Raw genomic sequence first — 15,922 nt, forward strand, 5'->3', positions numbered from 1 at the left:
GTAGCAAATGGAGATAAAACGAGTTGATCATGCCTTTGAAATAACGTTGTAATCACATGAAAAACTAAGTTTCCTATAGAAACGTGACATACAAAACCGAAAATCATATAATCGTAATAGCATGGAAATAGAAGGACGGTGACCAGATGGAACAAATTATTGTTGAAACATTAAAAGATGCGGTCTCTCCTTCTGTCATTTATTTGTTCGGATCAGTAGCAACACGACACGTTCGTTACGATAGCGATATAGATATTGCTTTTTTGAGTGATAAACGATCGAGTGATAAACGATCATTGGATCATTATGAACGCTTTATGCTCGCGCAACAATTGGCAGAGCGATTACAGCGAGACGTCGATCTCATCGATTTAAAGCAAGCGAGCACCGTTTTTCAAGCACAAATCGTCCATAGCGGTAAGGTCATCTATTGTGCAAACGAACAAAAAAGGGCAGAATATGAATGGCGAGTGCTGAAGATGTATGCGAAACTAAATGAAGAACGGGAGGAAATTTTGCGAAACATTGTGGAAAGTGGGTCGGTTTATGACTAATGATGTCATCCTAAATAAAGTCAGTTTCATCGAACGGTGTATAAGACGTATTCATGAAGAATATGAAAACAACCCAAAACATTTGGAGAATTACACAAAACAAGATTCCATTGTCCTCAACCTCCAACGAGCGTGTGAGGCAAGCATTGACTTAGCGATGCACATCGTTGCACAAAAAAAGCTCGGACTTCCACAAACAAGCCGAGACGCTTTCACTCTTTTAGAACAACACGGCATCATCTCTTCATCTTTGTCACAAAAAATGAAAGCGATGGTCGGATTTCGCAATATCGCCGTGCATGACTACCAAGAACTAAACTTGACGATTTTACAAAAAATACTCGACAACCATTTAACAGACTTTACTGAGTTCACGAAAGCAATTATTGAGCAAACATAGGCGGTGTGAGCATGCACCGCCTAACTGCTTGCTGATTCTAATCGTTTGAAGTGCCTATCCCAAGTTGACTACATCCTCAGATGGATTGGCTTTAGCGTGTGCTGCTATGTAGGCATCAATGAAGTCAACGTTTTTTTCGACGTAATCCCGAAGTGCTTGTTGAATGACCGGCTTTTCTTCCGTTTCCACCCCAATACTATTCGTGAATTTGAGTAAAGCATCTGAGATATCTTTAGGGTCTGCTTCATAAAAAGATGCTAATACCCAACAGCATTCAGATACAACTTCGATGCTTTTTAGGAGCATGAGATCCCCTCCGTTTCTCAATCTCCTCTACAGACAACTCCGTCAGTTCGTAAATCGTCTGCTCGTCGTACCCCTTCTCTAGCATCTTCTTCGCAATCTGGCGTTTTTCTTGCTGCAGCCCTCGTTCCACACCTCCTTTTAAGCCTTCTTCTAACGCTTTTTCTCATATGAAATGATTAATTCCAGCACTTGATCTTTTCCTTCCGTTTCCATTTCAAATGGTTTTACTTGACTGTCAAGTTTTCCTGCGAGTAATCTAGCTCTCTCAAGAAATGTTACATCATTTTTATTTTATCTGCGGTTATATGATGGAATAATTTCTTCCGCGTCCTTCAATCTGGTCTTTATATGCTATAAGTGTATTTAGCATTGTATTAGGATAGTTCACTTTTTTTCTCAACTCTTTCAATGATTCTGGGGAATCTTCAAGCATTACTTTTTGGATACGTGTCATTTCTTGCACATCGTACGCGGCTTTATAGGCCATAAAAGGCGATACATAATCACCCATGTTTAGGGAAGTAAGCTCTTCGCTTCCTGTCCATTTGTATAGCTTTATTTGTTTCTGGAACCTAGTAAGGTTATCTTGCTCGATCAAAAATCTATATATGAGATCGCTTTTTATTTTAGCAACATTTGATTGTTCGAGATAATTTTTTTCTAGCAAGAATACAACAATTCCCATAAAAGTATCGACTATTTGCAAAGGAATGGATTTAGCTGAATCTTGGGACATTACACGAACCACTCGATAGTTTTTGTTTCTATAGGCAGAATGTGCGTTCATCTGTTCAATAATTTTATGTCTAAGAAAAATCTCATCATATTCGTCGTTCTGATCCACTTTAATTTTAACTTTAATCATTTCATCATTTTCACTAAATTCGGATAAATTTCTGGTCACACCATAGAATAGCCTCTCTGGTATCTTTATATAAAATAAATTTCTCAACTCTGGAGTAGTCAATCCTATCCTTTGTGCAGCATATAAGGCGTCCTTATTATTAACGATAAGAATGTTTATTTTTACATCCTCATTGATAACTGTATGGAGAGTTTGGAAGTATTTTTTTACATGGTTGTCTTTAGTATACTCACGAAAGTGTAATTCACTAAAGGATTTACATTGTTTAAATATATCCCGAACTTTTCTCACAACTTTTGCCATAGATATATCTGTACTTCCATAAGCACCATAATAAGAATACTCAACGTCAAATTGATCAATTTTATTACTCTCATCAAAATAAATCAAGTAATACATAGATTGATGCACACCTCTTTTTTCTTATTCAATTGATATATTTTTTTTACCAAACTCTATTGACTAAAAAAATTTTATGACTTATATTTATTTACAATAAGGTGCTATTTTCCCCGCTACCGTTTAGGCAGGGCTGATAGCACAAAAGTTCGGCAAGATAGCTTTTCCCCGCTACCGTTTAGGCAGGGCTGAGCTATCTTTTTTTGCACCTAAAATACAAAAAGCATTACTAAAGCCGTTATAATCACGATTTTATCCTTTGATTTAGTATGATTTATGATAAAGCTCCTCCATAGAATAGGAAAAGTTTATGAAATCGCGTTTATTCCTACTTCCCTTGTCTATACCATTTAAGGCGAGGAAAGTGAACAAGATGACAAAAGGTGTTTTGGATTTCTAACAAGCGGTTTTTACACTCCAAAGCATGGTTACATTATAATAAAATCCCGTAAAAAATCTTGTCGAATCCTGTCTGAAATTTTAAAAAGGACAGAATTTTTATCAACTCCTGTCTGGCCTGCGCAAATATTGACGATGAAGATTAATTGCTCAAAAACAGATTCCCTCTACCATCCTCACTCAACGATACGCGCTCCAGTTTACCTGACAATACCACCTTGCTAATCCTTTCCTCCTTGCTCGTACCGTCCCATAGTTTCTCGCAACTAATGACGTAGTTACCAAATCAACTTAAATATTTCTCCCAATAATGCAACAAGCGAACAGCACTATGACTGTCCGCTTGTTTGTAATAGCACTTCTTTTAGCAGCTCTATCGCATGTTCATCGTTCGGATCATTTGTGCCAAGCTCGCCGCGGAAGGCTTTAGAGAGGATGGATTGCTTTAATAAATCGAGCTTTTCTTCAACTTCTGAAACCATTTCTTGTTCATGATCCAATTTATTTAATAACATCCCAACTCTTTTTGAAATACGTTTTTGTTCATTTATTGGTGGTAACGGTATCTTGATTTCCTTACATTTCAAAGCCGATATTTCCTTAAAAGTACTACCACTCCCCATCCCTTCCAAGTATTTCTTTGATTTTTTAAAATACCAATACAGGTATTCGGAATCAATGACGTCTGATGGTATAAAACTTTTAAATCCCTGATTTGTTGATAGAAGATTGGCCGCAATTGCTACATAGCCTATTGGCGCTCTCGAAGATAATAAAACCGTTTTTGCTGGAAGTAATTTAGCTGAACTATTTCTTAACCCCTCACTCGTAATATTTCTTTGCCCTCTACTTATATAAATACCTTCAAAGTCTGATAAATCAGCAGGAGTTATCCAAGGTACATTTCCGTTCTCATAATACTCTTTAACTGTTGTTTTAGGGGTTCCTCCTCCTACAATCTCTGTAACATTCCCAGCTTTAACCCAGATCCAATTCTTTGGTACTTCGTACAATTGCTCATTTTCTGGAACGATATCTCTTTTTGTTATTACATTTGATTCTTCAAGCATACTCTGTTCATTAGGATTATTAGTCCCCAATTTTCCCCTAAACGCCCTCTCCAAAATCGCTGCCCTTCTTAGCTCAACCGACCCCTTCACTTCCTCAACCAACCGCTTCGCTTCGTCAATTTTCGCAAACAGCCGCTCGATTTTATCAACAATGCGTTTTTGTTCATTGAGAGGTGGAAGAACAAATTTCAGCTTTGACATTTTACTTTTATTAACGATTGAAACAGTTGTAGATGAAGATGAAGCTTTTAACAAACTCTGATACACAGGACTTAATGAAAAATAATAAGTGTATTTTGGATAAATGGCTTTTTTATCTGGTATTAGGGAATTTATTTGTTGGTTAGTGGTACATTCTACTAAATTAAATCCTACCTTTCCTATAGAACCTATACAACAAACTAAAGTTGAATGCCTAGGAATTATTCTACTTTTCTTTTTTCCCTGATCAGTAAGATATTCAGAAGCCTCTATTACTGAATCTTCTTGCTCTAGATCCCCGGGCTTAACAAAAGGAAAGGCACCTCCATAATATTCACTATTTCTTTTAGATGGAGTGGAGCCTGTCACAATTTCATGTACTACACCAGTCCAAGTCCACACCCAATTCTCCGGCACTTCATACGGCTGTTCGTCTTTGGGCACTAGTGCTTCTTTTAGTAGCTCGTCGATGGATTTTTGTTTTGTTTTGCTCATTTTTTCAGCACCTCAGATGTTTCTGCTACTTTTAATGTGTCGTTCGACGGGTGATAGCTGTTGGATTGTTCGGTTGCTTTTAGTTCGGCTATGACTTCGTTTAATAAGGAAATGGCTAGTTCTAGTTTTTCGACGGCTTCTTCTGCTGAGTCGATTGGGTCTGGCAAGTTTTCGTAAATCGATAGCGATTCGTCGGCAATTAAGCCGATGTCTAAGCTATCGCCTTTTTTCGCAATCTCTTCGCGCGTGAATACGTTCCATCGCTCATCTTGCACTTGATGGCGATCTTCCGCTGTATAAGCGTTGATAAAATCGGCGAAATGTTCTTTCGTCAGCGGATTGCGTTTTCCAAACGACGGCATGTTTGTCCGCAAATCGTACACCCATACTTCTTTTGTATTGCCGACATCGCTTGTGCCGCGCGTGAAAAATAAGACGTTCGTTTTTACCCCTTGGGCGTAAAAAATGCCCGTTGGCAACCGTAAAATCGTATGAAGCTCGCATTTGTCCATTAAATCGCGACGAATGTCCGCCCCGACTCCTCCTTCAAATAAGACGTTATCTGGCACAACGACGGCTGCCCGCGCTTTTCCGTTCGGTTTGAGCGCACGGTAAATGTGCTGCAAGAAATTCAACTGTTTGTTCGATGTCATAAACGTAAAATCTGTTCTTGTCGCGCGTTCGCCTCCCTTTTTCGTTCCGAACGGCGGGTTTGTTAAAATGACATCATAGTTTTTGAAGCTTTCGCCTAACGATGAAAGCGTATCCCCTAATACAATTTCCCCATGAATGTCATGAAGCAGTGCGTTCATGATTGCAAGGCGATGCGTATCTCGGACAAGCTCTATCCCAGAGAACGCTTTATATTTTTGAAACTCTATTTCTTCTTGCGACAAATCAAAATAATCATCCGTTTGTTTACGAACGTGGCGATCGGCGGCAATCATAAAACCAAACGTTCCTGCCGCTGGGTCGTGGCAACGTTCCCCTGGCTGTGGATTCACTAATTCCACAATGACCTCAATGAGCGGGCGAGGCGTAAAATATTGCCCCGCTCCTGATTTCACTTCATTTGCGTTTTTCTCTAAAAGCCCTTCGTACAAATCGCCTAGTCCCTCTTGTTTCGCGTTGTACCAATCGAGACTATTAATCGATTGAATGATTTTTTCTAAGTTTTTCGGCTCACGAATGTTAGAAGCAGCGTCTGTGTAAATTTGCTTTAACAATTCATTTTCTTCTTTTCCTAATGCAAGTAAAAGCTGTTGATAATGATCTTTTAGCTCAATGCCGCTTTTTGTCACGAGCGAATCCCAGCGATACGCTTCTGGGATGATATACTCTTGTCCCGTTTCTTTCATCATTTTTAAAAATAACAAATACGTTAACTCTGTCACGTATTGATGGTACGTAATTCCATCGTCACGAAGAACGTTACATAAATTCCAAAGCTTTTGGACAATTTCTCGGTTGTTCATCTAAGCTTGCTCCTTCTTTGTGTGATAGTTATATAAGTTGACGTTAATTTCGCAGACAATTTGCGCGAGTTGTCCGTCGAAAATTTTGTCAATTTGCTTAAATCCGCCATGGCTCTTAAATGGCTCGTATTCGAACGCTTTTTCTGGATCAGGATGAAGGACATATTCTTGCAATAGTTGCTTTTCGATGCGTTCGAGCCATTTCTTTTGCACCGGCGGCCATGCTTTCATTTGATAAATTTTTTTCATTGCGTTTTTAATTCGTTCTTCATGGCTAATGAGCGGATCGCCTAATGCTTGTTGGCGAATAAAAGCAATAATGTCTGCCGCGATGTCTTCGTTTTTCGCTTCTCGCCATGCCGCTTGCAGCTTTTTCTCGGAAAAGCCTTTTTGGTCTAGCTCGAGTAAAAGCTTTTTTAATTCTTCTCTCGTTAATTCGGTAGGACGTTGGCAAACGACCATAAGCGCCGGGATTTTGTTCATATTGTTGCGAATAAATTCGCCAAATGACTGCAAATAATCGTCTGGCTTTTCTGCGTTGCCGTATCCGCGTTTTACTCCAATTAGTTCGTCTTCATGATTGGAAATAAATTGCTTGTTTTCTCGGTAGCGATTTTCATCCATATAGCGAAACATCGATTTGTACTCTTTTAATTCTACAGGTAATTGTTCCGGCTGCAAGTCTTTTACCCAATCAATAAATTCATCGACCGTTTTTCCACCAGATAGAACGCGAAAGTCTTGATGTTGACGCTCCGACCATGTTTGTTTTTTTCGTTGTATTTTCGCAATAATTTGTTCTTTTTGGTATTGGAGATGTTCCTGCTTCTCCATTTTCTCCAATTCCTCTACGAGTTGTGTTAACGAGATATTTGGTCGTTTCACTACTGGCTTCATGCTCGTATACGGCTTTAGCGACTCATAAATCCCAACCGCATCAAAAATGTTGAAATGGTCTTTTTTAATTTCGTCGCATTTTCTTGTCGCACGCCCTAGCATTTGTTCATAAAGAATACGCGAACGAACTCTTCGTAAAAACACGAGGTTTGTAATGGCTGGTACGTCGATACCTGTGGTTAATAAATCGACCGTCACGACAATGGTCGGATATTTTTCATTTTTAAAGCGACGAATGGCGCCAGAAGGGTCTTTAATCGAGCCTGTAATTTTCATAATGGCTTGATCTTCGACCGCTCCATACACTTTTTCAAATTCTTCTTTTAAAATGCGCACGACTAAATCGGCATGATCATCCGTAGCGGCGAAAATTAATGTTTTTCCTTCATCGTCTGGAGAAATGTATTTCGTCAATTCACGAATAATGACACGGTTAAAGCTCTCGGTAATGACTTTTGTATTAAACTGTGCCACGTCGATATTCACTTCGTCTTCTAAATACTCTTGCGAAATCGTTCCCGACACCGTGTCGTACACATCGACCATTTCCCCTTTTGTCCACGTAATCCCTTCTTTTTTTAACACCGTTTCAAATTGATGAGGAGGTTCGTGATCGACTAAATACCCGTCGATCACCGCTTCACGATACGAATACGTGAACACAGGTGGACCGAAAATTTCAGTCGTATGCAAAGCTGGCGTCGCTGTTAACCCGATGCGAACAGCGTCAAAATAGTCGAGACTTTGCGATATTTGCTTACATAATCTTGATGGTCGCGAAATTGTAGCTCCACTTCATCCATTTCTTTATCTAACGTATATCCACGATGAGCTTCATCGACAATAATGCAATCGTATTGATCTATTGGCGGAACATCTTCTGCTCGATCGTTATAAAAAATGCGCTTTAACATGCCTTGCACCGTTGCAATGTGTACTCTCGTTTCGTTGTCTGGCTTTTGGTCGTACAACGACTGCAAATGATAAATTTCCGTAAACGTCAAGAAATTTTCGAGCTTGCTTTCTTTAAATGCTCCTTCCGCCTGTTCCCCTAGCGCTTTTCTATCCACGAGAAATAAAATGCGGCGGAAGCGGTTTGCTTTAATTAATCGGTAAACTAAACCAATCGCCATTCTCGTTTTCCCTGTCCCCGTTGCCATCGCGATTAACATGTTTCGTTTTTTCTCTTCGAGTGCTTTTTCGACCGCTTGAATTGCTTTTACTTGATAAGGGCGCAGTTTTAAATAATCGAATTTTTCATCGCGCAAAAGCTGTTCCGAACGTTCTATATCTTGATCAAGCAGCTCTTTTAATCCTTGCGGCGTATACCATCCTTGCAGTGGGCGCGGATGGTTCGTTGATTTTCGCGCATCTAAAAACCAGATGCCTGATTTTTGTTCCAACTGTTTTAAATAAGGTCGCCCGTTTGTCGCAAAGAGAAATGGAACAAAATAATCGCCCCACGGTTCATGAATGATTTCATTGCCATGGCGAATGACCGATTTCGCATATTCTTTCGCTTGTTCAATATCGGATGGAATATCTTTGCTCGCCCGCTTTGCTTCAATAATTCCGACCAATTCAAGCCCAAAAAATAAAGCATAATCGGCGTAACCATTTCGTAACGGCCATTCAGCAATCGCCATATTTCGTCCTTTTTGTGGACGAACACCTTTAGAAAATCGTAATTTCTCAGAATCAGCTTCCCATCCAGCTTGTTGCAGTTGCTGGTCAATAAGGAGGCGCGTTTCCGCTTCGGTCAATTCCATATCGATAACCGCTCGTTGTGAAATCTCGCGACGTTTTTGTTTTTCTTCGCTTGAGACATATAGCTGTTCTGTGCGCATTTTCTCAAGTTCTGTTTCTAGCTTGGAAAGCTTTTGCTCATATAGCTGAATGACGCGTTGAAGTTCTTCTTCACGCATTTTAGCACGTGGCACTGGTTCGACGTATGCTGGTGGTTCAAATGACCAATCGCCGTACACTTCCATAAACCAAACAGCAATACGAAACGCCATATGTAATAAAGCTTTTGCTTCCTCTACTTCTCCATAACTCGGGTTATGTACCGCTAGATTCCCCTTTAAACGAATGACCGTGAATAAATCATATATTTCTTTTGGGATGATTTGGTCATAAAATAACACTTTCAGTCGTTCTTGCTGGTCCGTTCCTTTTTCTTCGCGAATGTTTTCTAATGCTAAAATACACTTGGTGATCGTTTCAGCAAATTTTCGAAGTTCGCTAATCGTTACGTTCGGGTTTTCATATACATTGCGTTCTGCCGTTTCCCCAACTCTTGCAAGTACTTCCCACTTTTCTTCTAAAAAGCGAAAGTTATGCGACATATATCTCCCACCATTCTTTATAGTGCATTCTTCTACTAATACGCCATCTATTTTACCATATATTTCACATTTTGTAACCCGATATATTGACTTCAGTCATCATCAGAATGGTGGCTACCTTCATCATCGACTATCAAACACTCTACCACGAAGACAGCTTCTCTTAAGCGATTACAAACAGTCATTCAATTTACCCCCCACTCCACGTTAGCGACCGATACCGCCAGTATAACAGAGCCGCCCTCACGTAGTTATCGATCGCAATAGATAGCCATACGCCAATAAGCCCTAATCCGAAATGAATGCCTAAAATGTACACTCCGACGGTTCGAATTGCCCATATGCCAAAGGCTGTGACGTACATTGGAAATTTAGCATCTTTATTGGCTTGTAAAACAGACGTTAGTATCGTAACGATCGCTGTTGCTGGCTGAGCGATTGTATCAATGCCTAGAACGGCGACGATTAGCGAAATAACCGTTTCGTTATGTGTAAACACGCGTGCTGTCAATGGTGATGTTAAAAATAAAAGGAAAGTTACGCCCGTCATCATCACCGAAGTACAAACTATAGAAATCAAACTATACGCCTTTGCTTCATTGTATTGACCTGCTCCAAGACTTTTGCCAACAAGTGTTGTTGTTGCTGTTGCTAAACCTGTTCCGACAATGGATGAAAATAAAGTGAAATTTCCTGTTAACGTATGCGCTGCATAAACTTCTGTCCCCATGCGTACGATCATGCCGAAATAAATGATTTGTCCAAATCGCATAAATAATCGTTCCATAGAAGAAGGGATGCTTAACCGAACGAATTGTAGCATAACACTTTTTTGAAACGTCCACATATCCGTTGAAAAGACGAGCAATTGTTTCTTTTTTAGATGAATAAATAGTAAAATGACACCAAATATGCGTGCGAAAACAGTAGCGATTCCAGCCCCTATGATGCCGAACCCTTCAAAACATACGCCAAAGATGAAAATATAATCAAGGATAATATGTATTCCATTCATCCATAAGCCGATGCGCATAGGCGTTTTTGTGTCGCCAGTCCCTCTAACGATCGCGCCTAATGTGAACATCATAGATATGAAAATAGATGGCGTTGCGACGATTTGAAAATAAACGATTCCTGTTTGTAATACATGTTCGTTCGCCCCCATTAACCTAAACATATGTTCAGCGAAAAAGAATGAAAGGATCCCAAATACTATTCCGATGACAATCGTTAATATGATGGAGTGAGAAATCACTTTTTTGACTTTTTGGCTATCATTAGCTCCTGTATATGTAGCAACGAGTACTGTTGCAGCAGTGCCGGTCGCTAAAAAGACAGCAAAGTAAATTTGCAAGATCGCATTCGCCATTCCTACGGAAGCTACTTCCACTAAGCCAAGCTTGGAAATAAATAAAGAATCGACAAATCCGACAATGCTTTGAAGCAAACTTTCAATCATCGCAGGAATAGCTAATGAAATAAGCGGAAGCCAATACGTTCTTGTTTTCTGTATAATATTCAAACGAATGCACCTCTCTCTGACCATACGTTCATTTTAATCACTATTGCAAAGTCATTCAATTGAATTTCTCCCCCCTCTCCTTCGTCACCATTATTCCACATTTATCCCATACAAAAAGCACCTGGCTTCCCTAGTGCTCTGTCGCTAGCAACATGTTTGTTTGTCGTCTTTCTCTTCACAACACGCTTCTTCCTCTTTGCAGCAATCCTCTTTTTCCTCGCAACATGCGTCGTCTTTAACCTCGATAATTTGCACATCGCAACAACCTTTTTCTTTTTGTGTAAATAATTTTTTGAACATAGAAATCTCCTCCATTTATATGATGTAAAACAAAAATCCTGATAACGTAGCCATTGAGATGACTGAAGCGATGAACGCCCAAACGAGTTTCTTTTGAAAAATGCTATGCAGTAGCGTAATTTCTGGTAAGCTTGCGCCAGCCGAGCTAATCATAAGCGCCATGACCGAACCGAACGCCATTCCTTTTGCCACAAGCATTTGCGAAATCGGAATCATCGTCGCTAGTCGGATATAAAGCGGAATGCCAATGATCGCTGCAACTGGCACTAACCACCACGTATCACCTCCCATATAGGTTGCAATCCATTCCGTTGGCACAACGCCGTGAATGAATGCGCCAATGCCAGCCCCGATGAATAAGTATGGATACACGGTTTTCATGAGATGAAGTGTCTCATGCCGCGCTTCTTGCATCGTCCATTTTGTGCCGATGGCGACGTTTCCTTTCACAATCACGCGCTTGACCGCCTTTTCAAAACCGAGTACCTCGAGTGTAAAGCCGATCAAAATCGAAAGTACAGTCGTCCCGTATATGCAGCTGCCACTTTCACACCGAGTAAGGCAATCATTATCGTTAAAATCGTCGGATCAAGTACAGGGGAGGCAAATAAAAAGATCATGACCAAACCAAATCGGACGTTTTTGTTCAACAATGAAACGACAACCGGGATGGTTGAGCACGAACAAAATGGAGTCACAAAGGCAAACAGTACTGCAATGATTGCCCCGATAAACGGATGGTGTTCTGCCAATAGCTGTTGCATGCGCTCGTACGGAATGTATCCCTCGATAAAGTGAATGACAAACGAAATGACTAAAAAAGGCGCCGTCAGCTCCAACAATAAAAATGCGAACGACTGTATCGTTTCCAAATAAGTCCTCTCCTTTTATTTGCGATATGCAAGTATTTGTTCAAGCAATAGGCAAGATTTCTCTTGCCTTAAAACAACGGTTTGCAACAGACGGTTGATTTCGCCATACATTCATTCAGCAGGCGAATGGAGCGAAGGACAGTTTCTCGTTCAAATTCAGTCATATGCGAAAATACTTCGGCTAAATATTCGTTCACTTCTGCGTCAATTTTCGCTGTGACGTATTTTCCTTCCGGTGTTAACGATAAAATATAGACGCGGCGATCTCGAGGGTAAGGTGTTTTTTTCACTAAGTTCATTTTCACAAGCGTTTGAATTTGACGGCTAAACGTTGTAATATCGATCGCTAACGCCTCAGCGACTTGTTGCATCGACGGCTCGTTCATGCGGTCGATTTCGTATAAAATGTGACTTTGCACAAGCGATAATTCAATCTCGCCGACGGTGCAGCAATTGCGATCTAACAACCCGAGACGTTTTGTCATCGTATGGAATAGTTCACGAACATTTTCCATTTTCTCACCTCTTACTTTTATTATACGCTTTTATTTGCATTTTGCAACTAAAAACAAAAAAATATTTTCCTCGTTCATGTCAACCCAAGCCATGCGAACATGAAGAAAAAAACAAAAATCACTGTGAATACCGTACCTAACACCGTTTCGTTATGAATATCACGACCTTGATGCAGTTTTTTCAACAACAATGCGAAATTGAAAAACCATAAACCGGACATAAGTGGCAAAACGACTAGACAAAGGTAGATCATTTACTCACTTCCTTTTTCTCCATTATAACATAAAACCGTTACATATAATCGCTACAAAAAAGACAGAAGCCCAGCGACTTCTGCCTTTTATGTTTATGCGATTTGAAGTGGCATGTTTTCTTTTAGGCCAAGCGTTTGGGCAGCGAGCGTTTGGACATCGCGTAAAAGCGTTTCGTTTTTCATAAGCGATACACCATACGATGGAATCATTTCTTTAATTTTTGCTTCCCATTGTTTCATTTCGTTCGGAAAACATTTTTCAATCACTTCAAGCATGACGTGAACAGCCGTTGACGCCCCTGGCGATGCACCAAGTAAAGCCGCAACCGATCCGTCATGGGCGGCAACAACTTCCGTACCGAATTGAAGCGTACCTTTGCCACCTGCTTCTGTATCTTTAATGACTTGTACACGCTGACCGGCAATAATGACATCCCAATCTTCGCTTTTCGCATGCGGGATAAATTCACGCAATTCTTCCATACGCTGTTCTTTTGATAACATCACCTGTTCAATCAAATATTTTGTTAGCGCCATGTTCTTAGCCCCTGCCGCAAGCATCGTTAACACGTTATGCGGCTTGACGGACGTAATTAAATCGAACAGCGATCCGTTCTTTAAAAATTTCGGTGAAAATCCAGCGAACGGTCCGAACAATAACATTTTTTTACCGTCAATAAAACGTGTATCGAGATGTGGAACAGACATTGGAGGTGCCCCAACTTTCGCTTTGCCGTACACTTTCGCATGATGTTGGTCGATAATGTCTTGATTATTGCACACCATAAATAGCCCACTGACCGGGAAGCCACCAATTCCTTTTCCTTCAGGGATGCCGGATTTTTGTAGTAAATGCAAGCTGCCGCCGCCTGCCCCGATAAAGACGAACTTCGCTGTGTGAACGTCAACTTCCCCTGTCGCTAAATTGCGCACTTTTACTTCCCATAAGTTGTCACTGGTTCGTTTCATATCTTCAACATGGTGTTTATAATACAAATTCACATGCTTATGTTCTAAATGCTCAAATAACATGCGCGTTAAAGCGCCGAAATTCACGTCCGTTCCCGCTTCAATTCTTGTTGCTGCAATCGGTTCGGTGACGATACGGTCTTCCATCATCAGCGGAATCCACTCTCTTAATTTTTGCGGATCATCAGAAAACTCCATGCCTTTAAATAAAGGATGAACCACCATTTGTTCAAAACGCTTCTTCAAAAATGTAACGTTTTCTTTCCCTTGTACGAAACTCATATGTGGGATTGGCATAATAAATTGTTTCGGATCACGGATGCGCTTATTTTGAACGAGATAAGACCAAAATTGCAATGATTCTTGAAACTGCTCATTAATTTTAATCGCTTTGCTTATATCAATTGATCCATCCGCTTTTTCAACTGTGTAGTTTAGTTCACAAAGTGCGGCATGGCCTGTTCCGGCATTGTTCCATTCGTTCGAGCTTTCATCTGCTGGTTGACCAAGCCTTTCAAACACAGTGATCTCCCACTCCGGTGCTAACTCTTTCAACAACGTCCCTAATGTCGCACTCATAATCCCCGCGCCAATTAAAATGACATCTGTTTTCATTTTAGACCCCCTAAATGTTCATCCGTCCATTTGACCGAAAATTTCTCCATATTTATTATAACACATTTCAATTATAGTATGTCACTATTATTCTTCATTTTACAAATGTGATTATACGGTTAAATAAAAACGAATACAATTACATATTTTCGACAAAAAACAATATTCTTTTTTTAATGATTTTACAAAATGATTTGATATTTTGCTAGCTTTATTTATAAAAAACGAACAAGGTTGCCCTTGTTCGTTTTTTTACTCAGCTTGCACTTCTTGCGTCCGAATAAATTGATCATAAAACGCAGCGAGTGATGTGTAGACATATGGAACGAGCCATAAAAATCCGATACCGAATGTTATAATCGCGAGAAGTCCCCATCCGATAAAGCTTAAGTATAATAAAAATAGTTTTCCTTTATACCCTCTCATTCGCTTTTTACTTTCGCTAATCGCTTGAAGCGCACCGTATTCTGGATGATCTTTTAATAAAAAGAATGCTTGTGAATAAGATAACGTTTTAATTATTCCCGGGATAATCAGCAATAAGCTCCATAAAAATACAAAAATACCGAATAAAATGGACGTAACGATGAGTTTCAATGATAACTTTCCATTTTGATATACCGTAAACATCGGAGAGATACGAACAGGTTCATGGCGATATGCATCTAAAAACACCCAATACATCATAACACTAAAGGGTAGGAGGGCAAATGAAATGATCATGCTCACAATCGAGGCAGATGTTGGTACGTTTTCTTGTGCAAGCCACGTTTCCCATCCCCCACTTAATACAACTTCAACCCCTGCAGGCACAATGATTGTTACAAATACATAAACAAGCATGAGAAACACCGAACTGCCCCATTTTCCTTTCAACGCTTCCCTCGCTCCACGCCTTAATGATGATAATGTCATAAGATGAAGCCTCCCTTTGCATAATAATGCTTACACATATATTGTATGGTATTCCTGGTCATTGTAGCATATATTTATCCCTTTTATACAAAAAACGAAATACATTCCTCATATTCCTCGTATATAATGGACGTATCAAACAGATTGGGGGAAAGCAAATGAAAAGCATTAAACCAGGTCGTGGACCATCGATGCAAGGCTTCGTCGGGAGTATTTTCTCTATTATTTTCGGTATTTTTTGGACATTTATGACCTTTTCTATTACGCAAGATTCTCCGTTTCCAGGGACACAAATCTTTCCGTTTTTTGGGCTGATTTTTATTGGTTTCGGTATTTTTCAAGCGATTTATCATTATAAAAACGCTACAGGAAAAGATCGAATGTCCATCGTCGATATCGTTGACGAAAATGAAGAAAAAGATCCGCTAAACGCTCGCTTTCATCGCAACGAAGGAGAAAAGTTTTGTCCACACTGTGGAACGAACGTACAAACAAATTTTCGCTTTTGTCCATCTTGCGGTAAAGCATTATAAACCGAGCAGCACGCTCGG

Annotated in this window: 13 protein-coding genes and 2 pseudogenes; 3 read left to right on the top strand and 12 right to left on the bottom strand. The window is 40.0% G+C overall.

What is annotated here, in order from left to right:
• Window positions 1-146 precede the first annotated feature (146 nt).
• Both mntA and hepT read left to right on the top strand, forming a co-directional pair.
• On the top strand, window positions 147-554 hold the full coding sequence (gene mntA / locus HNQ82_RS02530; RefSeq protein WP_183246922.1) for a type VII toxin-antitoxin system MntA family adenylyltransferase antitoxin: 408 nt from the start codon (window positions 147-149) through the stop codon (window positions 552-554).
• Window positions 547-954, top strand: a complete 408-nt coding sequence (hepT, locus tag HNQ82_RS02535; protein ID WP_183246924.1) for a type VII toxin-antitoxin system HepT family RNase toxin — start codon at window positions 547-549, stop codon at window positions 952-954. The genes mntA and hepT overlap by 8 nt, the downstream gene beginning before the upstream one ends.
• Before the next feature lie 54 nt (window positions 955-1,008).
• Here the strand turns inward: hepT and HNQ82_RS02540 are convergent, their stop codons facing one another.
• The 12 genes and pseudogenes from HNQ82_RS02540 to HNQ82_RS02595 all read right to left on the bottom strand — a co-directional run bounded on the left by HNQ82_RS02540 (window position 1,009) and on the right by HNQ82_RS02595 (window position 15,371).
• A complete protein-coding gene (locus HNQ82_RS02540) occupies window positions 1,009-1,260 on the bottom strand; it encodes a PIN domain-containing protein (RefSeq protein WP_221260994.1) in 252 nt (83 codons plus the stop codon).
• Window positions 1,261-1,561: 301 nt separating this feature from the next.
• Window positions 1,562-2,524, bottom strand: a complete 963-nt coding sequence (locus HNQ82_RS02545) for a DUF3800 domain-containing protein (RefSeq protein WP_183246927.1) — start codon at window positions 2,522-2,524, stop codon at window positions 1,562-1,564.
• A gap of 728 nt (window positions 2,525-3,252) precedes the next feature.
• The gene (locus HNQ82_RS02550; RefSeq protein WP_183246931.1) at window positions 3,253-4,689 is read right to left on the bottom strand and encodes a restriction endonuclease subunit S; all 1,437 of its coding nucleotides are present in this window, start codon (window positions 4,687-4,689) and stop codon (window positions 3,253-3,255) included.
• Complete coding sequence (locus HNQ82_RS02555; RefSeq protein WP_183246933.1) at window positions 4,686-6,164, bottom strand: class I SAM-dependent DNA methyltransferase; 1,479 nt, start codon at window positions 6,162-6,164, stop codon at window positions 4,686-4,688. The genes HNQ82_RS02550 and HNQ82_RS02555 overlap by 4 nt, the downstream gene beginning before the upstream one ends.
• Window positions 6,165-9,409 (bottom strand): annotated as a pseudogene (gene hsdR / locus HNQ82_RS02560) (type I restriction-modification system endonuclease).
• Window positions 9,410-9,599: 190 nt separating this feature from the next.
• A complete protein-coding gene (locus tag HNQ82_RS02565) occupies window positions 9,600-10,931 on the bottom strand; it encodes an MATE family efflux transporter (RefSeq protein ID WP_246348842.1) in 1,332 nt (443 codons plus the stop codon).
• A 144-nt stretch (window positions 10,932-11,075) separates the two neighbouring features.
• A complete protein-coding gene (locus tag HNQ82_RS02570; RefSeq protein WP_183247341.1) occupies window positions 11,076-11,231 on the bottom strand; it encodes a hypothetical protein in 156 nt (51 codons plus the stop codon).
• Window positions 11,232-11,246: 15 nt separating this feature from the next.
• Window positions 11,247-12,103, bottom strand: a pseudogene (locus tag HNQ82_RS02575) (permease).
• A 68-nt stretch (window positions 12,104-12,171) separates the two neighbouring features.
• Window positions 12,172-12,618: a MarR family winged helix-turn-helix transcriptional regulator gene (locus tag HNQ82_RS02580; protein ID WP_032099652.1), complete on the bottom strand. Its 447-nt coding sequence runs from the start codon at window positions 12,616-12,618 to the stop codon at window positions 12,172-12,174.
• A gap of 74 nt (window positions 12,619-12,692) precedes the next feature.
• Window positions 12,693-12,872 (bottom strand): hypothetical protein, encoded by a 180-nt coding sequence (locus HNQ82_RS02585; protein WP_183246935.1) that lies wholly within the window; start codon window positions 12,870-12,872, stop codon window positions 12,693-12,695.
• Between the two features lie 93 nt (window positions 12,873-12,965).
• Window positions 12,966-14,456: a malate:quinone oxidoreductase gene (locus HNQ82_RS02590; protein WP_183246937.1), complete on the bottom strand. Its 1,491-nt coding sequence runs from the start codon at window positions 14,454-14,456 to the stop codon at window positions 12,966-12,968.
• Between the two features lie 252 nt (window positions 14,457-14,708).
• Window positions 14,709-15,371, bottom strand: a complete 663-nt coding sequence (locus tag HNQ82_RS02595) for a DUF975 family protein (protein ID WP_183246939.1) — start codon at window positions 15,369-15,371, stop codon at window positions 14,709-14,711.
• Window positions 15,372-15,529: 158 nt separating this feature from the next.
• Here HNQ82_RS02595 and HNQ82_RS02600 point away from each other — a divergent pair, with 158 nt between their 5' ends.
• Window positions 15,530-15,904: a zinc ribbon domain-containing protein gene (locus HNQ82_RS02600; RefSeq protein WP_183246940.1), complete on the top strand. Its 375-nt coding sequence runs from the start codon at window positions 15,530-15,532 to the stop codon at window positions 15,902-15,904.
• Window positions 15,905-15,922 lie beyond the last annotated feature (18 nt).

It is taken from the genome of Anoxybacillus tengchongensis (assembly GCF_014201585.1).
In the GTDB taxonomy this organism is placed as follows: domain Bacteria; phylum Bacillota; class Bacilli; order Bacillales; family Anoxybacillaceae; genus Anoxybacillus; species Anoxybacillus tengchongensis.